This window comes from Micromonospora sp. NPDC023869, from assembly GCF_055559695.1.
On the sequence record NZ_JBVHKD010000017.1, the window covers coordinates 81,286 to 104,706 of the forward strand.

At 71.6% G+C, this 23,421-nt stretch carries 26 protein-coding genes, 1 pseudogene and 1 riboswitch; of the genes and pseudogenes, 14 read left to right on the forward strand and 13 right to left on the reverse strand.

The window, feature by feature from the left end; all coding sequences use genetic code 11:
* Positions 1-10 precede the first annotated feature (10 nt).
* A complete protein-coding gene (locus ACZ31C_RS30400) occupies positions 11-997 on the forward strand; it encodes an AraC family transcriptional regulator (RefSeq protein WP_465798200.1) in 987 nt (328 codons plus the stop codon).
* 25 nt (positions 998-1,022) lie between these two features.
* Here the strand turns inward: ACZ31C_RS30400 and ACZ31C_RS30405 are convergent, their stop codons facing one another.
* Positions 1,023-1,418, reverse strand: coding sequence for a hypothetical protein (locus ACZ31C_RS30405; RefSeq protein ID WP_465798201.1), 396 nt, complete (start codon positions 1,416-1,418; stop codon positions 1,023-1,025).
* A gap of 88 nt (positions 1,419-1,506) precedes the next feature.
* Here ACZ31C_RS30405 and ACZ31C_RS30410 point away from each other — a divergent pair, with 88 nt between their 5' ends.
* The 4 genes and pseudogenes from ACZ31C_RS30410 (at position 1,507) to ACZ31C_RS30425 (ending at position 3,413) form a co-directional block, all read left to right on the forward strand.
* Positions 1,507-1,899 carry a winged helix-turn-helix transcriptional regulator gene (locus ACZ31C_RS30410; protein ID WP_465798202.1) on the forward strand — a complete coding sequence of 131 codons (393 nt, stop codon included), beginning with the start codon at positions 1,507-1,509 and terminating at the stop codon, positions 1,897-1,899.
* Positions 1,900-1,953: 54 nt separating this feature from the next.
* A complete protein-coding gene (locus ACZ31C_RS30415; protein WP_465798203.1) occupies positions 1,954-2,544 on the forward strand; it encodes a DinB family protein in 591 nt (196 codons plus the stop codon).
* Positions 2,545-2,589: 45 nt separating this feature from the next.
* Positions 2,590-3,087 (forward strand): annotated as a pseudogene (locus tag ACZ31C_RS30420) (metallophosphoesterase family protein).
* A gap of 41 nt (positions 3,088-3,128) precedes the next feature.
* Positions 3,129-3,413 (forward strand): DUF427 domain-containing protein, encoded by a 285-nt coding sequence (locus tag ACZ31C_RS30425; RefSeq protein WP_465798204.1) that lies wholly within the window; start codon positions 3,129-3,131, stop codon positions 3,411-3,413.
* On the opposite strand, the gene ACZ31C_RS30430 is transcribed toward ACZ31C_RS30425, so the two are convergent.
* From ACZ31C_RS30430 to ACZ31C_RS30445, 4 genes are all read right to left on the reverse strand, one after another.
* Positions 3,397-3,960 carry a hypothetical protein gene (locus ACZ31C_RS30430; RefSeq protein ID WP_465798205.1) on the reverse strand — a complete coding sequence of 188 codons (564 nt, stop codon included), beginning with the start codon at positions 3,958-3,960 and terminating at the stop codon, positions 3,397-3,399. The two genes, ACZ31C_RS30425 and ACZ31C_RS30430, sit on opposite strands and share 17 nt — an antisense overlap.
* On the reverse strand, positions 3,957-4,541 hold the full coding sequence (locus tag ACZ31C_RS30435; RefSeq protein WP_465798206.1) for a hypothetical protein: 585 nt from the start codon (positions 4,539-4,541) through the stop codon (positions 3,957-3,959). Before ACZ31C_RS30435 ends, ACZ31C_RS30430 begins: the two co-directional genes overlap by 4 nt.
* 118 nt (positions 4,542-4,659) lie before the next feature.
* Complete coding sequence (locus ACZ31C_RS30440; protein WP_465798207.1) at positions 4,660-5,268, reverse strand: TetR/AcrR family transcriptional regulator; 609 nt, start codon at positions 5,266-5,268, stop codon at positions 4,660-4,662.
* A 58-nt stretch (positions 5,269-5,326) separates the two neighbouring features.
* On the reverse strand, positions 5,327-6,484 hold the full coding sequence (locus tag ACZ31C_RS30445) for a MalY/PatB family protein (RefSeq protein WP_465798208.1): 1,158 nt from the start codon (positions 6,482-6,484) through the stop codon (positions 5,327-5,329).
* A 68-nt stretch (positions 6,485-6,552) separates the two neighbouring features.
* Positions 6,553-6,755: riboswitch (cobalamin riboswitch) on the forward strand.
* Positions 6,756-6,795: 40 nt separating this feature from the next.
* Between ACZ31C_RS30445 and bluB the strand changes: the two genes are divergently transcribed.
* Complete coding sequence (gene bluB / locus ACZ31C_RS30450; protein WP_465798209.1) at positions 6,796-7,431, forward strand: 5,6-dimethylbenzimidazole synthase; 636 nt, start codon at positions 6,796-6,798, stop codon at positions 7,429-7,431.
* 19 nt (positions 7,432-7,450) lie between these two features.
* Here the strand turns inward: bluB and ACZ31C_RS30455 are convergent, their stop codons facing one another.
* On the reverse strand, positions 7,451-8,188 hold the full coding sequence (locus ACZ31C_RS30455; RefSeq protein ID WP_465798210.1) for a VOC family protein: 738 nt from the start codon (positions 8,186-8,188) through the stop codon (positions 7,451-7,453).
* A gap of 159 nt (positions 8,189-8,347) precedes the next feature.
* On the opposite strand from ACZ31C_RS30455, the gene ACZ31C_RS30460 reads away from it, so the two are divergent.
* From ACZ31C_RS30460 to ACZ31C_RS30475, 4 genes are read left to right on the forward strand one after another with little or no spacing between them, the layout of a single operon-like run.
* Entirely contained in the window at positions 8,348-8,983 is a 636-nt protein-coding gene (locus ACZ31C_RS30460; protein WP_465798211.1) for a SipW-dependent-type signal peptide-containing protein, read from the forward strand.
* Positions 8,984-8,992: 9 nt separating this feature from the next.
* Positions 8,993-9,625: a SipW-dependent-type signal peptide-containing protein gene (locus ACZ31C_RS30465; protein WP_465798212.1), complete on the forward strand. Its 633-nt coding sequence runs from the start codon at positions 8,993-8,995 to the stop codon at positions 9,623-9,625.
* A 12-nt stretch (positions 9,626-9,637) separates the two neighbouring features.
* Complete coding sequence (locus tag ACZ31C_RS30470) at positions 9,638-10,885, forward strand: signal peptidase I (protein WP_465798213.1); 1,248 nt, start codon at positions 9,638-9,640, stop codon at positions 10,883-10,885.
* Positions 10,882-11,361 (forward strand): hypothetical protein, encoded by a 480-nt coding sequence (locus tag ACZ31C_RS30475; protein ID WP_465798214.1) that lies wholly within the window; start codon positions 10,882-10,884, stop codon positions 11,359-11,361. The genes ACZ31C_RS30470 and ACZ31C_RS30475 overlap by 4 nt, the downstream gene beginning before the upstream one ends.
* A gap of 28 nt (positions 11,362-11,389) precedes the next feature.
* Here ACZ31C_RS30475 and ACZ31C_RS30480 read toward each other — a convergent pair whose 3' ends face one another.
* Positions 11,390-12,298, reverse strand: a complete 909-nt coding sequence (locus tag ACZ31C_RS30480; RefSeq protein WP_465798215.1) for a LysR family transcriptional regulator — start codon at positions 12,296-12,298, stop codon at positions 11,390-11,392.
* A 110-nt stretch (positions 12,299-12,408) separates the two neighbouring features.
* Between ACZ31C_RS30480 and ACZ31C_RS30485 the strand changes: the two genes are divergently transcribed.
* Positions 12,409-13,365: an FAD-dependent oxidoreductase gene (locus ACZ31C_RS30485; RefSeq protein ID WP_465798216.1), complete on the forward strand. Its 957-nt coding sequence runs from the start codon at positions 12,409-12,411 to the stop codon at positions 13,363-13,365.
* Between the two features lie 100 nt (positions 13,366-13,465).
* Positions 13,466-14,020: a hypothetical protein gene (locus ACZ31C_RS30490; RefSeq protein ID WP_465798217.1), complete on the forward strand. Its 555-nt coding sequence runs from the start codon at positions 13,466-13,468 to the stop codon at positions 14,018-14,020.
* Here ACZ31C_RS30490 and ACZ31C_RS30495 read toward each other — a convergent pair.
* The 6 genes from ACZ31C_RS30495 to ACZ31C_RS30520 all read right to left on the reverse strand — a co-directional run bounded on the left by ACZ31C_RS30495 (position 14,007) and on the right by ACZ31C_RS30520 (position 21,510).
* The gene (locus ACZ31C_RS30495; protein ID WP_465798218.1) at positions 14,007-14,384 is read right to left on the reverse strand and encodes an ArsR/SmtB family transcription factor; all 378 of its coding nucleotides are present in this window, start codon (positions 14,382-14,384) and stop codon (positions 14,007-14,009) included. The genes ACZ31C_RS30490 and ACZ31C_RS30495 overlap by 14 nt on opposite strands.
* A 16-nt stretch (positions 14,385-14,400) precedes the next feature.
* Positions 14,401-14,886: an SRPBCC family protein gene (locus tag ACZ31C_RS30500; RefSeq protein ID WP_465798219.1), complete on the reverse strand. Its 486-nt coding sequence runs from the start codon at positions 14,884-14,886 to the stop codon at positions 14,401-14,403.
* Positions 14,887-15,033: 147 nt separating this feature from the next.
* Positions 15,034-15,675, reverse strand: a complete 642-nt coding sequence (locus ACZ31C_RS30505; protein ID WP_465798220.1) for a response regulator transcription factor — start codon at positions 15,673-15,675, stop codon at positions 15,034-15,036.
* A 51-nt stretch (positions 15,676-15,726) separates the two neighbouring features.
* Positions 15,727-17,703, reverse strand: a complete 1,977-nt coding sequence (locus ACZ31C_RS30510; protein WP_465798221.1) for a sensor histidine kinase — start codon at positions 17,701-17,703, stop codon at positions 15,727-15,729.
* A gap of 55 nt (positions 17,704-17,758) precedes the next feature.
* A complete protein-coding gene (locus ACZ31C_RS30515) occupies positions 17,759-18,244 on the reverse strand; it encodes a hypothetical protein (RefSeq protein ID WP_465798222.1) in 486 nt (161 codons plus the stop codon).
* Between the two features lie 170 nt (positions 18,245-18,414).
* Positions 18,415-21,510, reverse strand: a complete 3,096-nt coding sequence (locus ACZ31C_RS30520) for a hypothetical protein (RefSeq protein ID WP_465798223.1) — start codon at positions 21,508-21,510, stop codon at positions 18,415-18,417.
* A 413-nt stretch (positions 21,511-21,923) separates the two neighbouring features.
* Between ACZ31C_RS30520 and ACZ31C_RS30525 the strand changes: the two genes are divergently transcribed.
* Positions 21,924-23,147, forward strand: a complete 1,224-nt coding sequence (locus ACZ31C_RS30525; protein ID WP_465798224.1) for a serine hydrolase domain-containing protein — start codon at positions 21,924-21,926, stop codon at positions 23,145-23,147.
* A gap of 87 nt (positions 23,148-23,234) precedes the next feature.
* A complete protein-coding gene (locus tag ACZ31C_RS30530) occupies positions 23,235-23,411 on the forward strand; it encodes a hypothetical protein (protein WP_465798225.1) in 177 nt (58 codons plus the stop codon).
* The last annotated feature ends 10 nt before the right edge of the window (positions 23,412-23,421 follow it).

Genomic DNA, 23,421 nt, shown 5'->3' on the forward strand with positions numbered 1-23,421 from the left:
GGGTGAGGCGATGGACCCGTTCGACACCCTGCTGCGGGACGTACGCGCCGAGGGCGCCGCCTTCGGCAGATCGGTACTCTCGCCGTCGTGGGCGCTGCGGTTCACCGACGGCGCACCCCTGACGCTCTGCGTGCCGCTGCGCGGCGAGGCGTGGATCGTCCACCCGGAACGCGACGAGCCGATCCTGGTCCGGGTCGGTGAGGCTGTCGTGGTGCGGGGACCGCAACCCTTCGTCCTCTCCGCCGAGCCCCGGTCGACCTTCCGACCCGACGAACTGCGCGACGTCGACTGTCGCCAGTCGCCGGGCATCCGGACACCAGACCCGGACCCGGACCCGGCCGAGCAGATGCTGCTCCTGGCCGGGGCGTACCACGTCCGGGGTCAGGCCCCGCAGCGGCTGCTCGGCGTGCTCCCGCCGGTGCTGGTCGTACCGGACGACCACGACTGTGCGTCGCTCCGTGACTACCTGGACTTCCAGCTCGGCGGGTGCCGCCCGGGTCGGCAGGTCGTGCTGGACCGCCTGCTGGACTGGCTGCTGGTCTGCACGATCCGGGACTGGTTCGATCAGCCGGGCGCCGAGGCTCCCCGCTGGTATCGGGCGCTCGGCGACGACACGGTGGGTCCGGTGCTCCGCGCCATGCACGACGCCCCGGGTGAGCCGTGGACGCTCGCCTCCCTGGCGGCCCGGGCCGGGGTGTCCCGCACCACGCTGGCCAAACGGTTCACCGAGCTGATGGGTGAGCCGCCACTGACCTATCTGACCGACTGGCGGATGACCCTCGCCGCCGACATGCTGACCGACACCACCGCGACGGTCGCCGCCATGGCGCGTCGACTCGGCTACTCCGACGCCTTCGGTTTCAGCACGGCCTTCAAACGGGTCCACGGGGTGAGCCCCAGCGAGCACCGCAGGCTCGCGCAGTCTGCGGGATCGGTGGCGGCGACGATCGACCCACCGTCTCCGGGTCAGCTCCCCCGGCAGCCCCTCCCCCGCTGACGCCCTGCCGAACGGGCGGTCGGCCTCAACCAGCTTGGGCAGGTGGGGCGGTGATGATCCGGTCGACCAGTTCCGGCACCCACTCGACGTACTCGACCTCGGCCCCACCGGCATGCCGGGCGTACAGGTAGCGGCCGGTCGGGCTGGTCGCCTCCGGCGTGGTGACCACCCCGCCCTCGGCGGTCAGCGCGGCCACGACAGCGTCCAGATCGTCGACGACGACGGTGGCCGAGGCATGCGCGTAACGGGCGCGTTCCGCCGGTGGACCGGCGATCACCAGGAAGTCGCCGAGCACGGCCAACTCGATCGCGTCGAAGGCGAACCGCAGATCCGGCTCCGCGCCGACCAGGGTCCGCAACGACGGCAGCGAGGCGTCGAGGTCGTCCACCCACAGCCGGGCGCACGTCTTCAAGACGGTCATATCCACTCCTGTACGTTGAGGTCGTCGACAAGACCGTAGGGCCGGCAGCATTGATGGGTAAGTACGCACCTTTCGGTAACCGGTGCGGGTGAAGGAGCAGCGGCACGTGGACGAGCCCGGCACTCCGACGGCGGCGCAGGTGAACCAGGTACACCTGGTGGCTCGGGAGGTGTTCGGCGTGGTCGGCACCAAATGGGCCCTGCCGGTCATCGAGGCCATCGGTGCCGACACGCGTCGCTTCGGCGAACTGCGCCGGACCATCGCCGGGATCAGCCATCGGCTGCTCACCGCGACGCTGCGGCAGTTGGAACGGAACGGAGTGGTCGACCGGACGCTCCACCCGACCGTGCCGCCCCGCACCGAATACCGGCTCACCGCCGCCGGCCTGGAACTCCATCAGACGATCAACGGGTTCTGCCGGTGGAGCCGTCGTCATCTGGACGAGGTCCTGGCCTCCCGTCGCCGGTTCGAACAGACGTGACGTCCGCACTCGCCGGCCGCGCGGTGGCGGCCCGGACGAGGAAGACTGACGGGTATGGCTGACGAAGACGACGCGAAGGCGGCGTTACTGCACTACCTTCAGGCGACGCGCGACGACCTCATCTGGAAGCTCGACGGACTCAGCGAACGCGAAGCCCGACTCCCCCGTACGCCGACCGGCAACAATCTGCTGGGGATCGTCAAGCATGCCCTGAACACCGAAGCCGGCTACTTCGGGCCCACCTTTGGTCGCGCGTTCCCGACCCCCGAGGAGCTGGTCTCCGAGTCGGCTTTCGACGAGGACCCGCAGGCGGACTGGTACGCCCGTGCGGACGAGACGAAGGACGGCCTGATCGACCTGTACCGCCGCGTCGCGGCCTTCGCGGATCAGACCATCACCGAGCTGCCGCTCGACGCGCCCGGACGGGTGTCGTGGTGGAGCCCGGAGCGGCAGGCGGTGACGTTGCAGCGGGTCATCATCCACGTGACCTGGGACCTCACGCGTCATGTCGGTCACGCCGACATCATCCGCGAGCAGCTCGACACGGCGATCGGCCTACGGCAGGAGAACACCAACATCCCGACCGATTATCCGTGGCCGGAGTACCTCGCCAGGCTGACGCGACTGGCCGACCGCTTCGCCTAGCCGCTCCGGCCGGTCACCGCGTGCGGGCGACGTTACGCTGGCCGCGTGCGGTTGGTCATCATGGCGGACACCCACCTGCCGAAACGTGCTCGGGACCTGCCCGCCGGGCTGTGGGCGGACGTCGACGCGGCCGACCTCGTCATCCACGCCGGGGACTGGGTCGACGCGTCGCTGCTCGACGAGGTGTAGCGACGCAGCGCCCGGCTGATCGGCGTCTTCGGCAACAACGACGGCCCCGAGTTGCGTGCCCGGTTGCCGGAGATCGCCCGCGCGGAGGTCGGCGGTCTGCGGATCGCGGTGGTCCACGAGACCGGTCCGGCCGGTGGGCGGGAGCGGCGGTGCGCGGCCCGGTTTCCCGACTGCGACCTGCTCGTGTTCGGGCACTCCCACATCCCCTGGGACAGCGAGGCCCCCGGTGGCCTGCGGCTGCTCAATCCAGGTTCCCCGACCGACCGGCGGCGTCAGCCGTACGCGACGTACCTCACCGCCGAGGTCGGCGACGGTCGGCTCGACGCCGTGACGCTGCACGAGGTGCCGCGATGACGAGGGGTGGACCGGCGGTCGGATCGGCATAGTCTGGGCACATGCCGAGAGCGATCTGGAACGACCTGGTCGTCGCCGAGAGCACGGACACCGTCGTGGTCGAGGGAAATCACTACTTCCCCCGTACGGCGCTCCGCGACGACCTGCTGCGCGACTCCGACACGCACACGTTCTGCCCGTGGAAGGGCACCGCGTCGTACTACACGCTGGAGCACGACGGGAAGAGCAGCGTGGACGCGGTCTGGTACTACCCCGAGCCGCTGCCGGAGGCGGAGATGGTCCGGGACCGGGTCGCGTTCTGGAAGGACGTCACGGTCGTCGGGTGACCACCACCGCGGTCGCCCAGAGCACCACGGCCGCGCCGAGCGAGGTCACGGCCGCCGCGAGTTCCGGCATTCCCATGGCGTACGCGACGAGGCAAACGACGGCCACCAGGGCGAGCGCGACCGCGGTGGCCGCGTACTCGCGTTGCCGGAGGATCGTCACGAGCGGCACGAAGTGCGCCGCGACGACGACCAGGACGAGAGTGGGGATCAACCTCGGGTGTCCGGTCGGCACGGCGACGAGGCAGACGCCGCCGATCAACAGTCCCTGCACGACGCCGACCCGGTTGAACCGGCGCATCCAGGACGCCGCCAGGCGCCGGGTGACCTGCGGTCGAGGCCGGGTCAGCCCCAGGGCGAGGACGATGGCGGTGAGCACGGTCGCGGCGACGAGCAGCGGGATGCGCGCGGCGGCGGGCGCGACGTGTAGGCCGGAGACCGCCCAGAGCAGCGCGAAGCCGGCGAGGACGAGGGTCCCGGTACGGGCCAGGGCGCGCTCGGACACGGCGACGTCATCGGTGCGCGTGCGGGTCTTCCCGGTCTCGGTCATGACGTCCCTTCCGTGGTCACGGAGCCGGGCAGCAGGTGTCCGAGCAGGAGTTTGAGGATGAGCATCGGTGCCAGCCAGGCGAGTGCCGTCGGGACCGGTGACAGCGTCACCGCCGCGACGAGCAGCACGGTCGAGGCCGCGAACGCGAGTGGGCGTTTCAGCGCCGGTGCGGCGGTGGCGATCAGCACGGCGGCGGCGAGGGTGCCGGCGTAGAGCACGATCGCGGTCGACCACGGGTACGCGGGCAGGACCAACGCGACGACGGGCAGATGGACGTGGGCCGCCACGAAGACCAGGTGTCGTCGGACGGTGCCGGGTCCGGTGTGGAACCGCCTCGATGCAGACACGGTGGCGTTCACGACGGCACCACCGAACAGGTCGAACCCGAGCACCGTCAGCAGGAGCACGATCGGCACCGGGTAGCCGGCAGCGGCACCCACGGCCCCGGCGACGGTCGCGCCGACACCTGCGGTGAGGTAGCTGAGCCGACTCTCCGCCCGCGTGGCCCCGGGCGCGACGAGCAGGTCGTTGAGCCGCGAGACCGGACCGCGCGGCGGACTCGGGGACGTGGTCGTGGGCATGGCCGCCGTTCGCTCGGAGACGATTGATGAACTATCGCTCAGCATAGTGAACATTTGTGCACCCGTCGAGCTGGGGCTGTTCAGGGCCCCATGGAGCAGCCCCACCCGCAGGCGGCACTCAGCCGTCGGACGGAACGGGGTCCTGGATCGCGGTGCCGGAGTACAGCCGGTCGATGGTCTCCCACCAGCGCCGCAGGCCGTCGTGACCCATCGGATCGGTGCCGAGCACGTCGGTGATGCGGTCGCGCAGCAGGATGATGGAGAGCTCGTGGGCCAGCAGCACGACCGCGAGCTGTGCCCGGTCCACGTCCGGGGCGACCGCGCCCACGTCGGCCATCCGGCGCAGGAGCGAGTCGGCGAACCCCTGCAGCATCCGGTACGCCTCGACCGAGCGCGACGTGGTGCCGACGAGCAGGTGCGCGAGATACCGGGTGGCCGACGGGGAGGACAGCGCGTCGGCCGACGCGAGGAAGCGGTCGGGCGGGCCGGAACCGGCTGTCTCGGCGAGTGCCTCCAGTGCGTTGCCCAACACGCCCAGCACGTGCGCGTCGACGGCGGCGACCAGGCCCTCACGCGACCCGTAGTGCTTGATGATGAGCGACTGCGAGACTCCCGCGCGCTCTGCCACCTGCTTGAGCGACGCGGCCGCCGGCCACTGTTCGCCGAAGAGTTCCAGGGCGGTGTCCCGAATGATCGCCTTGGCGGTGCGATCCTCCGGTGCATACATGTTCACCACAGTAGCAATCCCGGCGTGCGGTGCGAACGGGCCGGCAGTGGCACCGGCGTCAGGTCAGCGCCTCGGCCATCCGCCGCACACCTTCGGTGATCAGCTCGGGGGTGGTGCCGAGGTTGAATCGCGCGTGTCCCGCTCCCCCGGTGCCGAAGACGGGGCCGGGACTGAGCGCCACTCGGCCGCGATCGAGGAAGGTCGCGGCGGGGTCGTCGCCGAGACCGAGGGCGCGGCAGTCGAGCCAGGCCAGGTAGGTGCCCTCGCCGGGCCGGTATCGGACCGTCGGGAGGTGTTCGGCCAGCAGCCGGGCGAGGAGACGACGGTTCTCGTCGAGATCGGCCAAGAGGGTGTCGAGCCATCCGCCGCCGTCCCGGAGGGCGGCGACATGGGCCAGCACCCCGACGTGGCTGGGACTCTCGTTGACCCAGGCGGGGATGCGGGCGAGATCGTCGACCGCGGCGGGTCCGGCGACGGCGACGGCGGCCTTGAGACCGGCGAGGTTCCACGCCTTGGACGCGGAGATCACCGAGAAGCCGTTCTCGGCGCCCGACACGCTCAGGTACGGCGTGAACCTCGCCCCGGCCAGCACCAGCGGCGCGTGGATCTCGTCGACCACCACACGCACACCATGTCGGCCCGCCAGCGCGGCGACCTCGGCGAGTTCGTCGGCGGTGTGCACGGTGCCGGTCGGGTTGTGCGGGCTGCACAACAGGTACGCGGGCCGGGAGCCACGACGTGCCGCGCGCCGGAAGGCGTCGTCCAGGACCGTCATGTCGATCCGGCCGTCCGCGCCGAGCGGGGCCTCCTGGATGGGGCGACCGGTACGCCCCACCACCTGGTAGAACGGCGCGTAGACCGGACAGTTGACCACGACGGCATCGGTCGGGCCACAGGTCACGTCGAGGACCTCGAGGATGCCGCTCATCACGTCCGGGACCATCGTGGTGCGGTCCACGGCGATGCCGTCGAAGTCCCACCGGTCGCGGGCGAACTCGGCGAGCGCCTCGGCGTAGTCGGTGCCGGCGGGGTAGCCCGTGTCGCCGCGCCGTACGGCCTCGGTGATCGCGTCGACGACCGGCCCGGCCAGCGGCGCGTCCATCTCCGCCACGAACATCGGCAGCACGTCGCTCGGGTAGGCGCGCCACTTCTCGCTCGTCCGCTTCCGGAGCTGGTCCAGGGTGAGCTGCCGCAGGGGCCTGGTCTCGGAGGTCACGACACCGAGACTAGTGACTCGATCTTTCGACAGCGCCGACGGAAGACGGTGTCCGGTAGGGTGCTCGGCGGCACGAACTGTTGCGAGGTGCCCCACCCGTGGTGGGGAGAATCGGGAAGCCGGTGAGAGTCCGGCACGGGCCCGCCGCGGTGACCGGGGAGCTGCCGCCCACGCGCGTCACGCGCAGCCACTGGCCCTGCCCGGGCCGGGAAGGCGGGCGGTGAGGTGACGATCCGGAAGTCCGAAGACCGGCCTCGCGCCTGGTTGCCCTGCCGTGAGGGCAGGGCCTGGAGCGCAGCGGGAGCCTGCCCATGTTCGACGATGTGTACGAGGTCATCCACGCCCGCCGGGACGTACGGGGTGAGTTCACCGGCGCGCCGATCCCGGCCGAGGTCCTCGATCGGGTGCTGGCCGCCGCGCACGCCGCGCCCAGCGTCGGCCTGTCGCAGCCGTGGGACTTCATCCTGGTCCGCGATTCCGCGCTGCGGGCGGAGTTCCACCGCCACGTGCAGCAGGAGCGGGACGTCTTCGCCGCGACCCTGGACGGGGAGGAGGCGCGCCGGTTCGGCCGGATCAAGATAGACGGGGTGCGGGAGTCGACCCTGTCGGTCGTGGTGACGTACGACCCGGACCGGGGCTCCCCGGCGGTGCTGGGTCGGCACGCCATCGCCGACGCTGGCCTGTACTCGGTGTGCCTGGCCATCCAGAACCTGTGGCTGGCGGCCACCGCCGAGGGGCTCGGCGTGGGCTGGGTGTCGTTCTACCGGGAACCGTTCGTGCAGGACCTGCTGCGGATCCCGGCGGTTGTCCGCCCGGTTGCCTGGCTGTGCCTGGGTCCGGTCACCCACCTGGAGCAGGTGCCGGACCTGGAACGACACGGCTGGCGGCAGCGCCGTCCTTTGCGGGCAGCGGTGCACCGGGACCGCTGGGAGCCGGCGGGCCACTGACCGACGGCGCGAGGGTGCGTCAGCCGGGGGCGAGGAGGCAGAACTCGTTGCCCTCCGGGTCGGCCATGACCGTCCACGGCAGATCGTCGCGGCCCACGTCCACGGTGGTGGCGCCGAGAGCCCGCAGCCTGGCCGCCTCGCCCTGCGGGTCGTCACCGGGGTACGGGCGGACGTCGAGGTGGACCCGGTTCCAGCCGGTCTTCACGTCGGGCGTACGCAGGAACTGCAGGTACGGACCCACGTCCGCAGCGGAGCGCAGGACCGCTCGGCGGTCGGTCACCTCGTGCAGACGCCAGTCCATGGCGGTGCTCCAGAAGTCGGCCATGGCGCGCGGGTCCGCGCAGTCGACCACGACGGCGGCGACCGGTCCGACGTCCCGGTGGGCCGGTCGGGGGTCCAGGACGCAGAACTCGTTGCCCTCCGGGTCGGCCATGACCGTCCACGGAACGTCGCCCTGTCCCACGTCGGCGAGGGTGGCGCCGAGATCCTTCAGGCGCGCGACCGTCTCGGCGTGGTGGTCCGCCGAGGTGGTGGCGAGGTCGAGGTGCACGCGGTTCTTCACCGTCTTGGGTTCCGAGGAGACGACGAGGTCGACGAAGACGGCGATCGGGTCGGGATAGGCGACGCCCTCGGGTTCGAGGTTGGTGACGCCGGGCTCCTCGCTGGAGATCCCCCAGCCGAGTGTCTCCGCCCAGAAACCGCCCAGCGCGGAGTCGTCCCGGGCCTTCATGTTGATCTGTACGAGCCGTGTTGCCATCCGGCGATGCTAGCGGCATCGCGAAACGAATTCGATTTACTTGATGCTGGTCGATACACCTCCGTGAAGTTTCGGAGTTTATGCCCGACTTGTCCGTATTGGAGCTTTATCGTGTCCCTGCGTGACAGCACGCCAACGGGGATGCACGAGGAGGACAAGTTGACTGGACCGACAGGGATGACGACGGGCGAGTCGAGCAGTCGAGGAGGTCGTCGCAAGCTCAAGGCGATCCTGGCCGGCGGGCTCGCGCTCGGCCTCGGCGGCACGATCACCCTCGCCGCCTGGAACGACTCCGAGTACGCCTCGGGCACGTTCACCGCCGGTAGCTTCAGCATGGAGGGCAGCACGGACGGCACCACCTACGCCGAGCACCCGACCGCCGGCACGGCGGCGGCGTTGGCGTTCAGCACGGGCTTCGACAACATGAGCCCGGACGACGTGGTCGCCGCACCGTTCGCGGTGCGCCTGACCGCGGCGACGACGTACGACGCGACCGTCACGGTGGCGTCGGCCACCCCCGCACCGCCCGCCTTCGCCGGCCTCACCTACGGGATCGCGACCGTCCCGACGTTCGGCGACTGTGCTCCGACACCCACGACTCCGACCTGGATCGTGGCCGAGGGCACCGCGCTCGACTCGGTGGCCGGCGCGGTGTCGTTCAACCTGACCCAGGGCACTCCGCCCACGACACCCGGCGCTCCGGTGTTCCTGTGCTTCGTCGTCACGGCGGACGCCGGTCTGGTGCAGGGCACGTCGGTCACGGAGACCTGGCAGCTCCTCGCCGAATCCGTGTAGGTGGTGGCCGTGGTCAACCGTCGCACGCCGGCCGGGACACCACGGCTCCGCCGGACCCGTGCCGTACTCGCCGGCGCCCTGGTTCTCGGCCTGGGCACGACGTCCACGCTCGCCGCGTGGACCGACGGCGAGTACGGCACCGGTTCGTTCGCGGCAAGTGTCTTCGGCACCGAGTCGCGGACCGCGACCACCAACTGGGGCAGCAACACCCCGGCGGCCAACGCCGCATCGCTGGCGTTCAACGCGACGGCGATGTCCCCCTCGGTCTCGTTCTACGCCTATCTCGATATCAGGACGACGACCACGACGAACGTCGGCGGCACGGTCGCGCTGACCAGTTCGTCCAACAACGCCGGTGCCCTGCTGCCGGTACTGGAGTACCGCGTGGTGCGGACCGCCACCGTCAGCACCACCTGCGCGGCCGCCGCGTTCACCGGTACGCCGACGTGGATCGTCGGGCCCAGCTACCTGGGCGTCACTTCGGTCCCCGGGTCGCCGGTGTCGTCGGTGATCACCACGCCGGCCGGCGCGACACCTCAGTTGCGGTTCTGCTTCGAGGCACGTGTGCAGTCCGGCGCCGGCAACGCGTACCAGGGCACCACCGGTGCGGTCACCTGGGAATTCACTGCCACGTCTACGTAAAGGACCGGTCGGATGGTGGGACCAGTACGTCAGCGGCGTCGACTCCTCGCGAGGATCGGCGACCTGGCGCTGACCCTGCTCGCCGTGGGCGGGACGGTGTGCGTCGTCCTCGTCCCGCTGGCGTTCTTCTTCGACATCTCGCTCATCCTGTTCAAGACCGGGTCGATGAGCCCGAGCATCCCCGCCGGATCCCTGGCGGTGGTGCGGGAGATCCCCGCGTCCGAGGTCGCCGTGGGAGACGTCGTCACCATCGACCGTACGCCGCTGGCGCCGATCACCCACCGGGTGGTCGAGATCGCCGACGGGGGCGGGTCCACGCGCCTGCTCACCCTGCGCGGGGACGCGAACGACTCCAACGACACCGCTCCATACGCGGTGACCCACGTACGGCTGGTCGAGTGGTCGGCGCCCCGGCTCGGATACGCGGTCCGCGCGGTGTCGAACGTGTACGCGATGAGCGCGATCACGATCGGCACCGCCGCGATCGTGACCTGGGCCTTCTGGCCGCGCAGCGAGCCTCGGCCACCGTCTCGCCATCGGCGGCCGGGGCCGGACGGGGCGACACCGGATCGCCAGACTGGCGCGCACCCGAGTTCGACCCTGCGATGCCTTCTCCTGGCCGTGGCGGTGCTGCCCGGTGTCGCCGCTGCGGTGCTGGCGGCACCGAGCCCGGCCCGCGCCGACCCGACCGAGGAGGTCATCCGGAGCCGGTACCTCACCCTGGTCTCGATCGGCGACGAGGCGCGGATGACCACCATGGCGCCGGAGGAACCGGTGCCCTGGCAGGTGGGCGTCTCGGCACACGCGCCGCAGCCGGGCACGGTGACCATCTCGCTGTCGGCCTCCGGCCCGCTCGCCGCCAGGCCGGACGGACTCCAGGTGACGGCCGCCGTCTGCCCGCAGCGGTGGGTGAAGGGCGCCTGCCCCACCGGCCAGGAGAAACAGGTCCTGGCGGACGGTCCGGCCACCAGGTTGACCACGGCGCCGATCACCATCGACGCGATGCGCGCCGACCAGCAACGGTGGGTCCTCGTCACCGCGAGCCTGCTCGCCGGCGCGACAGCCGCCGGGTCGGCGGACCTGGTCGTCACCGCGACCGGGTTCGGTGATCGGGCCTCGGCCGGCGGCACGGTCGGCCCGCTTCCGCGCACCGGGCCCGACCTGCGGACGCCGTTGGCCGTCGGGGCCGGTGCGCTGCTCGCCGGCCTGCTGCTCGTACTCGCCGTACGCAGGCGTCGGGTCCGGGTGGAGCAACCGTGAGGCGTCGGTGGAGGCCGGCTCGACCAGCCACCACACAGGTCGGGTGCCGGTGGCTCGCGGGTACGGCCGCCCTGGTCCTCGCCTTCACCGTCGGGGTGCTCGCGCCGCCACGGTCGACGCTGGCGGCGTGGACCGACACCGAGTACGCCCGGGGCACGCTCCAGGCCGGCATCGTCAGCCCACCGACCAACCTCCAGTGCAGCGCGGGTGCGCTCACCCCGCCGACCTTCACCTGGACACTGCCCGTCGGGGGCCTGACCCGCAGCGGTTTCACGTGGTCGCTGTCCGGCAGCTTCACCGGCGGCGGGACACTCGCCTCCACCGCCACCAGCGTCACCGTCCCCGGCGGGCTCCTCTCCATCGGCAGCGGCACCTTCCGACTGGTCGCGAACGGACCCGGCGGTTGGACGTCGACACAGGTCACCGGCTCGCTCGGCATGCTGACCGCGGTGCTCTACACCTGCAGCGTGCCGTAGGCCCTGCCGCAGGGCGACGGCGGCGGGCTCAGGGCTGGCCGAGCAGTGCGAGGAACCTGTGCAGGGCCGGGTTCGTGCTGTCCCGGGGCCATGCGAGGGCGACGTCCACGGTGGGTGTCGGGGCGGTGAAACGACGCAGACGTACCCCGCGCATCCGCAGCGCGCGTGCCCGACCGGCCGGGACTGCCGCGACCACGTCGCCGTGCGCCACCGCCCGCAGCAGCTGCTCGTCGTCCGGCTCCTGCCGGACGAGCCGGAAGCCGCCGTGCGGCCAGACCTGTGCGATCGTCCGGTCGAACATTCCGGGGCCGTTCTCCCGGGGCCACATCACGGCCGGCAGGTCGACCACCTCGGCCCGGCTGATCCGGCGGCGACCGGCGGCGAGAGCGTGCCCTGCGGGGAGCGCCAGCAGCAGTTCCTCGGTGTCGACGGTCCGGCAGGCCAGCGCCGGTTCGTCGAGCGGCGGGCGGACGAACGCCGCGTCGAGCCGACCAGCCAGCAGTCCGGCCACGTTCGGTGCCGTCCAGGCCGTCTCCGGGACCACCTCGACCTCCGGGTGGGCGGCCCGGAACCGGGCCACGAGGTCGTCGACCCGGCCGCCGCGCGCCGAGCGGGTGTACGCCAGGCGCAGCCGGCCGCCCCGTCCGCCCGCCAGGCCCCGGATGCGGGCGGTCGCCGCGTCCACCTCGGCGAGCAGCCGCGCGGCTTCGTCGGCGACCCGCGCGCCCACCTCGGTCAGCGTGCAGCCCCGGCTGGTGCGGTGCACGAGCGGCACGCCGAGCTGACGTTCCAGCGCGCGGATCTGCTGGCTGAGCGCGGGTTGGGCGACGCGCAGCCGCGCGGCGGCCCGGGTGAAGTGCAGTTCCTCGGCGAGCACCGTGAAATACCGCAGTCGGCGCAGGTCAGACCAGGCTTCCCGGACCGGCACGTCGGACATGCAGCCACCATAAGCGCCGCTTATCGCCGAGTGCCCCATGTCGTCTTGGACGTCGCCGCGGCGTCGCCGCCACGATTCGAGACAGGCGGTACGACGGACGGGAGCGAACGGTGACGGCAGCGACGGACGTGGTGGTGGTCGGCGGCGGGATCGTCGGGATGACGGTGGCCGTCACCCTGGCGCGACGCGGGGCACGGGTGACCGTGCTGTCGGCGGACGATCCGGCGGACACGGTGTCGGCGGTGGCCGCCGCGGTCTGGTATCCCAGCCACACCGACGAGGATCCACGGGTGTCGGACTGGGCACGCCGGACCCGGATCGAGTTGAGCCGCCAGGCGGCCGACGGCGTGCCGGGGGTGGTCGACCGGCCGACCCGGATGCTGCTGCGCGGTCCGTACACCGGGCCGCCCTGGTGGTCGGCGGCGTGCGCGGACCTGGTGGCGGAGCCGGCGACGCCGCCGTACACCGCAGTGCTGCGGTTCACCGCGCCGACGGTGGAGATGACGCCGTACCTGGACTGGCTCGGGCAGCGGTTGGAGGCCGACGGTGGGCGGCTGGTGCGCCACCGGGTGGACCGGCTCACCGACGCGTTCGACCTCGCGCCGACGGTCGTGAACGCGACCGGCCTGGCCGCCGGTCGGCTCGCCGCCGACCCGGCCGTGCACCCGGTACGCGGGCACCTGGTGCTGGTGGCGAACCCGGGCCTGACCGTCTCGGTACGCGACGAGGACGACCCGGCCGGGATCACCTACGTGCACCCGCGCCGACACGACGTGGTTCTCGGCGGCACGTACCAGCCGGGTGTGGGGCACACCGCGCCCGACCCGGACACCGCGCTGGCGATCCGACGGCGCTGCGTCGCCCTCGTGCCGGAACTCGCCGACGCCCTGGTGCTCGGCGAACGGATCGGCCTGCGTCCGGCCCGGCACGGCGGCCCCCGGGTCGAGCTGGACCCGTCGGCCGGCCCCGGACGCCGGCTCGTGCACGCCTACGGCCACGGCGGGGCCGGGGTCACCCTGTCCTGGGGATGTGCCGCCGAGGTGGCCGATCTCGCGGTAAGCGGCTGAGCGGGACACCGACCTCGGAGCCGATCCGGGAAGGGCTTGACGCTCCGCACAGCATCGAGCAAAGTCGATTTGTATAGATGTCTTGCCACGGGGAGGACACATGAGGGGTTTCGTCACCACCGTCTCGGCTGCGGCCCTGCTGTTCCTGGCCACGGGCAGCGCGCCCGCCGGTCCGCCGCCGACCGACGCGCCCTGCGCCGGGCAGATCCACGCCAATCCGGGGTTCGAACGCGGCACCACCGGCTGGACGGCCGGACCCCGCATCGTCGTGCTCGGCGACGCGGCGCGGCCCGCACACGCCGGCCGCGCCTACGCCACCTTCGCCGGGCTGGACGTGACCCGGTCGGATCTACTGCGTACCACCGTCACCGTGCCGGCCGACTGCGACCTGACGGTCCGCTTCTGGGTCCGGACCACGACCACGGAGACCAGCCGGAGCGACTACCTGAACGTCGGGCTGGCGGTCACCGGGATACCGCCGAAGACGAGGTTCTCGCTGGCCTTCGACGGCGGAGCGCAGTGGCGGGAGTACACCATGTCGAGCGGTACGGCGACGGTCGAGCGCACCGCGACGGTCAGCTTCCTCGCCAGCGAGACGGCCGGCAACGGCGTCACGACCTTCGACGTCGACGACGTGACCTTCACGTTGAGCTGACGCCGGAGTGCCCGTCGCGGCCGGGCTCGGACGTCACCTCGGCGTCCGGCATCGCGGCGAGGACCTCGTCGAGACGCTGGTAACGCTCCTCGGCCCGCTGGCGGTACCGCTCGATCCACCCGGCCATCAGGTCCAGGACCTCCACTTCGAGGTGGGCGGGCCGGCGACGCCCGTCCTTGCCACGGGTCACCACGCCGGCGTCCTCCAACACCGCGAGGTGCTTGGCCACGGCCTGGAGGCTCATGTCGAACGGCTCGGCCAGCTCGGTCAGCGTGGCGTCCCCGGCGGCGAGCCGGGCCACGATCCGCCTGCGGGTCGGGTCAGCCAGGGCCGAGAAGACGGGCGACAGCGTGTCCGCGCTCATGCCCGCCGCCGAATGGTCATGCGCCCTGCCCGGCGAGCAGCTCATCGAGCTGCTCGTAACCCTCACGGACCCCGGTCTCCATACCCGAGGCCAGGAACGCGTCACGGTCCTCGAACGAGTCGACGAGAGCGGTCGCGGTCAGCCGGGTACGCCCGCCCAGGTCCTCGAAGGAGAGTCGTTCCAGCGCGACGCCGTCGGGCATCCCCTCGAAGGTGAAGGTCTGGACGATCAGCTCACCCGGCCGCACGTCGTGGAAGCAGCCCCGGAACCCACCCTCGAACCCCTCGGTCTGCTGGACGTAGCGGTACGACCCGCCGCTCCGGCAGTCCCACGTGTCGATCACGGTCGTGATGCCTCGCGGACCGATCCAGCGGGCGAACAACTCGGGATCGGCGTGTGCTCGGAACACCGCGTCGGGCGGGGCGTCGAACTCGCGGGTGATGATCACCTGAGGGACCGTGGGGTCGGCCACGATCCGGGTCTCACGGGTGCTGGCGGTCATGGTGGCGCTCTCCTTCGCAGCAACGTCGACAAGCAAGCTGAACTGCCATTTCAACTATTCGGCTGAGCATCGCAGGGCGCCCCGATGATTGTCAACCAACTGGTTGAGTAACCTCGGTCGGGTCTCGTCCGCTGCCGAAGACGGCTCTCAGAGACCGACGTCGCGGGCGAGGAGAGCCGCCTGAACCCGATCGGAGACCCCGAGCTTGGCGAAGACCGCGGAAAGCTGGTTGCGGACCGTCTTCTCGCTCAACCCGACCCGGCGGGCGATGCGGGCATTGCTCTCGCCGGCCGCCAGGTAGCGCAGGATGTCCCGTTCGCGCGGGGTGAGCTGGTCGAACGGTGCGGGCAGCTCCACCGGCCGGCGTTGCAGGTCGGCCAGCACCCGAGGGCCCACGCGGGGGCCGAGTACGAGGCCACCGCCGGCCACGGTGCGCAGCGCGTCGACGATCACGTCGGGGTCGGTGTCCTTGAGCAGGTACCCCCGGGCGCCCGCGTGCAACGACCGGCTCACCACCTCGTCGTCGTCGGCCATGGTGAGCATGAGCACTGCCGTGGCCGGACGGTCCCGCACGATCCGGCGGGTGGCCTCGACACCGTCGCCGTCGGGCAGACCGACGTCCATGGCGACCACGTCGACCGGCTCGGTCATCACCAGACGGATCGCCTCCGCGCAGGTGGCGGCCTCCAGCACCGCGCTGACCCAGCCCTCCCCCTCCAGCATGATCCGCAGTCCACGGCGGACCACCGGATGGTCGTCCACGATCAGCACCCGGCCCTGTCCGGACATCTCCTCGCCCCACTTCCGGCCCGACCGCCTCGACCGGCCCGCCTCATGGTGTCAGCCGGGTTCGTCCACCGGAACGGGGGCCGACGCGACCGGCTGGAACGGCAGTCGTACCCGTACCAGGGTGCCCTGCGGTTCACGGTCGACCAGGTCGCACTCGCCGCCCAGTTCGGCGGCGCGCTCGCGCATCGAGTCCAGGCCGACGCCACCCGGGCGGCGGGCGCGGACACCGACACCGTCGTCGCTCACCTCGACGACGAGGGCGCGACCCCGGCGGACCACCACGTCGCAGGTGGTGGCCTGGGCGTGCCGGGCCACGTTGGCCAGGGCCTCGCCGACGATCCGGTACGCCGCCACCTCCACGGCGGCGGGCAGCCGGTCCAGTTCGTCCTCCACCCGCAGTCGCACGGACAGGCCGGGGCCGTCGAAGCGCTGGCACTCCGCCCGCAGGGCCGATTCCAGCCCACGGTCCAGGGCGGGTGGACGTAACTGGTCGACCAGTTGGCGTACCTCGGCGGTGCAGGTCCGGAGGTCCTCGGCGAGCCCGTCGAGGATGCCGACCAGTCGCTGCCGGTCGGTGGCGAGCTTGCGGGCGGCCCGTACCTGCATGGACATGCCGGCGAAGGTGGGACCGAGCCCGTCGTGCAGGTCGCGACGCAGCCGGCGCCGCTCCTCCTCCCGCGCCGTGACCAGTCGCTCGCGGGAGGCCCGCAGGTCACGGATCAACCGTGCGGTCGCCGCCGCCACCGAGGCGTGCAGGGCGACGTCGCTGAGCAGGCGTCGCTCGACGGAGGTGAAGCGGGTCCCGGGGGTACGGTGTGCCACCACCAGCGAGCCGACGCGCTCGCCGTGGGTGACCATGTCGAACCGTTCCACCGAACCGGTGGGCCGGCCGTGTTCGGCGTGCACCCTCGGCGGCCGGTCCGGGTCGTGGTCGGCGGTCAGCTCGACCGCGACGTAGGGCACCTGCAGGGAGCCGGCGACGGTCCGGGTGAGCAGCGGCAGCACGGCCTGCGGCTCGACGGTGCGTTCCAGCAGGTCCCCGAGGCGGGCCAGGACCGCGTACGGTTCGTCGCGCTCGCCGTAGAGCAGCCGGTTGACGCCGCGCTGCACCCGGTGCCGCAACGGCTCGAAAGTCACCGCGATGAGTCCGGTGGTGACCAGCGAGGCGTTGGAGGTGTCGCCGCGTAGCACCAGGTCACGCAGCAGGCTCACGGTGGAGACGAAGGCCACGATCAGCAGCAGGCTCATCACCAGCCACACCAGCGTGCGGTTGATCACCTGTTCCAGGCCGTAGAGCCGGTAGCGCAGCACGGCGAGTGTCATCGCCCCGGGAATGGCGATCACCATGAGGACCCAGGCCCCGGAGAGGTTGAGCGCGTCGAGCACGAGTCCGAGCAGGAACAATGCCGCGGCGGCGAGCAGGCAGGCCAGCTGCTGGCGGGTCTCACCGGTGGCGCGACGCCAGCGCACGGCCAGCGAGCAGAGCACCGCCAGCAGCGCCAGCACCTCGACGCCGATCGCCAGCAGGGCGATCTGCACCAGCGTACGGGCCTGGGCGGTGGCGGCCGGCTCGGCCGAGAGCAGCAGCCGGCGGGGGTCGCTGAGCGCGGCAACCGCCAACGCCACGGTGGCCACGGCGGTGGTGACGACGATCAGGTACGCGACCGGACGCCACCGCCGTCCCGGCAGCCGGCCGTCGGGGAAGACCAGCAGGGCGAGGATGACCAGTCCGTACGGCGGCCACCAGAGCCACTGCCCCACCCAGGCGACCGGAGTGATCCCGGTCCAGCTCAGCGACAGGGCCGCGACGGCGGCGGTGAGTCCGGCCGCGGTCATCAGTCGACCGACCGGATGGCCCGGCACACCGGCGAGCACCAGCGTGCCGAGCGCGGTGAACGCGGCGGCCATGCTGGCGGTCACCGCGACCGGGCCCTGGGCCGCGGCGTCCCGGCTCCACAGGTGGCCGATCACCACGAGCAGCGCGACGGCCGTCCCCGCCACCGCCAGGGCCCGACGGCGGACGGTCACTGGTGGCGGGGTCCGCGACAAGGGAGCCTCCGGGACGGGTCGGGAAGGTGTCGGGTCAGCGGGCCCAGCCCGCCGCGTGCATGGCGTTGTGCAGCAGATTGCCTCGATGGCCGTGCGAGTGCCACGGCAACGCGTCGACGACGTCGGTGAAGTTCGGAGCGTCGCAGTCGGGTAGCTCGGAGAGCACCTCCTCGACGTCGATCCGGTGGTCGCCGAGCACCTGCGGGCGTTCCCGGACGAACCGCTCGACGTGCGCCAGGACCGCCTTGAACCGTTCGCGCAGGATCTCCGGCGCGGCCGGGCGGGGCGACGGGTGCAGTTCCACCAACTGCCAGTCCTGCGAGAAGACCGGGATCAACTGCCGTCCGGTGGGGTCGAAGAACTCCACCGGGCCGTCGAGCTTGTCGTAGTGCCTCTGCTCGTCGAGTAGTTCGGCGAGGTTGCGGTAGACGTGGCAGAAGGTGTCGTCGCCGGCGACCAGCACGATGCGCGGGTCGGTGTCGGCGGAGGCGCGGTCCGGTTCACGAGTGGGCAGGGTCATGGTGGTCTCCTCAGGATCACGCGAAGCGTAGACACGCGCGGAGGTCCACAGTGCGACTGCCGCGGGTGTCGCGTTCGTCGGCGAAGGTCCGACCTGCCCATCGTCGCGCGGCGGGTGTCCCGCCGACCCGGGGCGGATGTCCCGGGTCGGCGGGATCGTGGCCCGCCCGGTCAGCCCAACCGGATCGCCCGGCTGGCCGCGCGGGTCATGTCGACCGTGGCGGTGACGTCCGGCAGTCCTTCGACGTGCGCTCCGGCGTCCACCCGCCCGGACCAGTGGCTGTATCGCGCGGCGAGCTGGTTGGCCCGCAGCTCGGCGGCGCCGAACAGGCAGGCGCTGAGCGGGTCACGAGGTGCCCCGCTCGTCGCCTGCGGGCAGCCGGCACCGTACTGGCCCTGGTTGGCCAGGGGGTTGAATCCGGACTGGTCGCCGCCGCACGGGTCCCAGCCGTCGACCTGCGTGCAGCCGGCGTAGTTCGCCATCGCCTGCGCCATCGCGTTGTGCAGGTGCCGGTTGGCGGACTGGTCGGCGTCGCTGCGGGGCCGGGCCCAGTCGGCGGGTAGGCCGTGGCTGCCGAAGAGCAGACCGCGCAGGCCGTCGTCGGACTCCAGGGCGGAACCCCAACCCAACTCGGTGTACGCCTGGAGCAGTCGCAGCGCGTTGGAGACCTTCTTGCCCTGCTGCCACAGCGCCTTGGCCGAGTCCCAGGTGCCGGGGTCCGGGGCGGCGGTGCCGGAGCCGGCCAGCATCACCCGGTAGAAGTACTTCTGCCGGCCGGCGAGCATGCTGGCGGCCTTGGCCCGGGCGGTCGCCGTCTGGGCGTCGACCGTCGGGATCGCGGCGGACTCGAAGGCCGTCCGATAGGTGGTGTTCCACCGCTCGTCGAGGAACTTGCGCTCGTCGTAGCAGTAGCCGTCGGGCACCTGAGAACGGACGTTCCAGGAGCAGTAGACGCCGATCGGGAAGACCCGGGTGGCGCTGCGGACCTGCTGCCAGTCCCCGCCGGCCCACTTCACCCGGGACCGCACGGTGATCTGCAGGTCCCCGCTCGTGGTGTGGAAGCGGGGACCCTCGTTCTCCACCACGTTGACGAACTGCGCCTCGTAGCAGCTCGTGAAGGAGGGACGGTGGGCCGGCGGCAGGCCGTGGGCGGCCAACTGGAACGGGTTCGGCAGGGTGTTGTGCCGCAGGGTCGCCGGGACGGCACGGTTGCCGAGGGTGCCGGTGCAGGGACCGATCGAGCCGGTCTCGCTGATCCGGTTCCCGGCGGCGATCTGCTGGTCCGGGCTGCCCCACATGTCGTACTCGGGGATCGCGTCGCTGCCGTTCCAGAGCACCGCGCGGCGGACGTTGTCGACCTGGTCCCGCCAGCCGTTCATGGCGGTGCGGTAGTCGGCGACCAGCGCGGTGAACAGCGGGTTGGTGGCCCCGTCGTCGGTCGGCTCGCTGAACTGCCGGACCCGCTCGTTGATCTCGTCACCGGCCAGCGCCACCGCCTCGGCCCGCCCGGTGTCGATCCGCCTGGCGTACTGCGGGTTCTGTAGTTGCAGGATGTTGTAGGTGCGGGCGGCGGTCTTCCAGGCGGCGGCGTTGGCCACCGGTCCGGTGGTCCAGGCCCCGCCGACCCGCTGACCGGCCCACTGGGTCAGGTAGTTGATCGAGCCCTCGGGCAGGAAGAGGTCGAGCTGCGAGACCGGGTCGGCGGTGCTCGTCCCGGCCGGGACGGTGAAGGTGCCCTCGGCGGCGGCGCGCAGCGTGGCGAACTCGAACGTCGGCGACTCGGCCTTCGGGAAGTACGTGTTGATGTAGTCCGGGATCGGTTCCCCGGTGATCTCCTTGTGGTGCACGTAGGTGGTGATGACCGTGTTCAGCGGGTCGCGGGCGATGTTCTGCAACGCCACGTGGGTGGCGAGCGCCATCGCGTCGACCTTGCGTTCGATGGTCTGCAACTGGGTGGCGATCCGGCTCAGGTTGGCGTGAACCTGGTCCAGCGACCGGGTCAGCGCGTCGAGCTGGGAGACCAGGTTGGCGTACATCTCACCGAGCGCCGCCTCGATCCGGTCGAAGCGCCGGTCCATGCCCTGGGCCAGGCGGTTGATCTGGTCCCGGAGCTTGCCGATCTCGGCCTGCACGGCGGCGTTCGGGTCCCCGCCACCGGCGAACAGACCGATCAGGCTCACCGCCGCGCCGAGCAGGTTACCGGTGAGCACCGCGGTGCCCATGGCGATGGCGGCGGTGCTCAGCCCCTGGCCGAGCACGGTGGTCATGTAGGTGTTGATGGCGGTGACCGAGGTGACGATCGCCTTGCCGATGGTTTCCAGTTGCTTGCCGAACTTCTTGTCGTGGAACCCCATCACCGTGGAGAGCACGCTGACCGTGGAGCCGAGCCCCTCGAAGATGGTCTTGTTCTCGGCGGTCTTGCGCTTCTCCTCGTCGATGACCGCCGAGGTCGGCTTCGGGTCGCCGTTGAGCGGGTACGTCGCCGCCCTGGCCACCACCTCGTCGGCCCGGGCCCGTCCGCCCGCGTCCAGCACGGCCAGCGCCGCGTAGGCACGGTCCTGCACCAACGCGCGGAAGGCGGCCGGGTCGTCGCGCTCGTCCCGGATGGCGGTCAGCGGCACGTAGTGGCCGAGCGTGCCGGCGTTGCCGTCTGGACGCGGTTCGTGGATGCGGGTGGCCAGCAACGTGTCCACCGGGGTGCGGACCGCCGTCTTGGTGCGGCCGGTGAACGCGGCGTCCCACCCGACGGTCAGCGGGTCGTCCACCTTGGCCCGTCGGTGCAGCTCCATCCAGGTTTCGCGGACGACGTCGCGGGACTTCGCGTTCCACGCGGCGTCCTGGTAGCCGCCACGGACCAGGTTCAGCATGTCCGGTACGACGTTGGCGCCCTCGGCGCCGACGGTGCTGTCCAGGAAGAGCCGCAGCGCCGGGCCGGTGAGCACCGCGCCGCTGCTCGGGGTCTCCCCCAGCCGCGCGAGCAGGGCCATCGCCAGGGCGAAGCGGGACCGCTCCTCCCCGCTGCCGTCGGGCGCCACCGTGGCGACGGCCGCGCGGGTGCCGTTGGCGTGTGCCGCCACCTGGGCGGCGTCGGCGTTCGGGTTCGCCGTGCGCCAGTCCAGCAGTTCGGCGGTGAGCAGGGCGTCGGTGAGCCCGGCGGCACCGTTGTCGTGGAGCTGCACCACGGCAGCGAAGAGCGCACCGTGCACGGTGTGCTCGTCGAACGGCACCTGCTCGACCGCCCGCGCCGGAGTCTGGTGCATGGTCACGGTCAGCACCGCCGCGATCCCGACGGCACACCACCGTCCGAGGGTGCCCCGGCGGCCGGTGGGCCTGCCGTGTCGGCCGGGCGGTCTGCCCGACCCTTTCGCCGCTGTCGTCACCACGTGTTCCTCCCAAGACCGGGACCGGACGGGCCGGGCCACATCGAACCTGACCGTTCCGAGGCTGGTGGACGGGATGTCCCGCAGGGCAGGGACGACCGCCCGCCGTCCAGGGACATCCGTACCGGCCGGGTGGCGGGTCATGCGCAAGACCTGCGGCGGTGGTGCTGCGGTAGGTCGCTGGTCGAATGCGGCTCACTCCGCAGTGGGAGGCGAATCTCGCGCCTGAGCACGATGCACTCCGACCAGGACACATCGATCCTATTTCCATGTCTCGCACTCTTCGGACAATGAAGGTGGTGGCCACCAGCCTCACGCTGGTCGCCACGATCGCTGTCGTACCCGCCTCCGCCGTGGCGCAGCCCGGGGCGTCCGCCGAAAAGCTGGACCGCACCGGGCTGCGTGCCGCGCTGGCGGCCGTACCCGAGGCCGGCGTGCCCGGCGCGCTGGCCGCCGTGCGCGACGGCCGACACGACTGGCAGGGAGCCGCCGGCCAGGCGTTCCTGACCACGCCGCGACCGATGCAGCCGCAGATGCGTCACCGCATCGGCAGCATCACCAAGACGTTCGTCGCCACCACCGTGCTCCAGCTCGTCGACGACGGTCGGCTGGGTCTGGACGACCCGATCGGGCAGCGGCTGCCCGACGTGGTGCCGGGCGAACTCGGCACCCAGGTCACCGTCCGGATGTTGCTGAATCACACCAGCGGCATCGGCAACTACACCAACGCGATGATCGACTCGTACGCGGCGATCGACCGGATGCAGGTCACCACGTACGCGCCGGCCGAGCTGGTCGCCATGGGCCTGGCCATGCCGCCGACCAACGCACCCGGCGAGCGGTTCAGCTACTCGAACACCAACTACGTCCTGGCCGGAATGCTGATCGAGGCGGTCACCGGCAACAGTACGGCGACGGAGGTGCAGCGGCGGATCCTGCGACCGCTGAAGCTGACCGGTACGTCCTTCCCGGGCACCGATCCGACGATCCGTGGCCCGCACGGCGGCGCCTACTTCGCCCCCTTCGGCGTCCGCGACATGAGCGAGTTCAACATGAGCTGGGGAGGTGCGGCGGGCGAGATGATCTCCACTACGACGGACCTGAACACGTTCTTCCGGGCGCTGCTCCGTGGTGACCTACTCCGTCCGGCCACCCTCGACCAGATGTTCACCCGGGTGCCGATGGTGCCGGAACTGCCGGAGGCCGGTGGCTACGGTCTGGGCATCTATTCGCTGCCCACCCCGTGCGGCGAGTTCTGGGGTCACGACGGCGCGGTCATCGGTCACCTGACGTACTCACTGCACAGCCGGGACAGTGGGCGTCAGGTCTCCTCCGGGATCAACCTCAGCCACTTCCAGATCGGGCTGCCCGACGCGCATCCGGTCGACGTCGCCTGGCAGACGTTCCTGCTGACCGCGATGTGCCCGGCCAACGGCGTGAGCAGTCGTTCGGCACAGGCGGCGCCACAACTGCCCAGCGTGACCCGGATGCCGGGCAACGACGCGGTGGTGGCGGTCTCCTGACCCCGCCCGGACATCGACGGTGCACGGGCGATCCGATGATCGCCCGTGCACCGGTTTGGTCGGTGCGCGATCGGGAAGATCTTCTGCATGTCTATCTGGAGCAGGTTCACCCAGCGGCGTAGGCGGAAGATCGAAGAGCAGCGCAACGCGGCCGTGGCCAGGGCCATGGCTCGCGGGGCGACCCCGGAGGAGTCGGCGGCCGCCGGAGACCGTGCGGCGCGCGGTGACACCGCCGCCACGGTGTTCCGCATCTCCAACATCTGATCCGCACCGT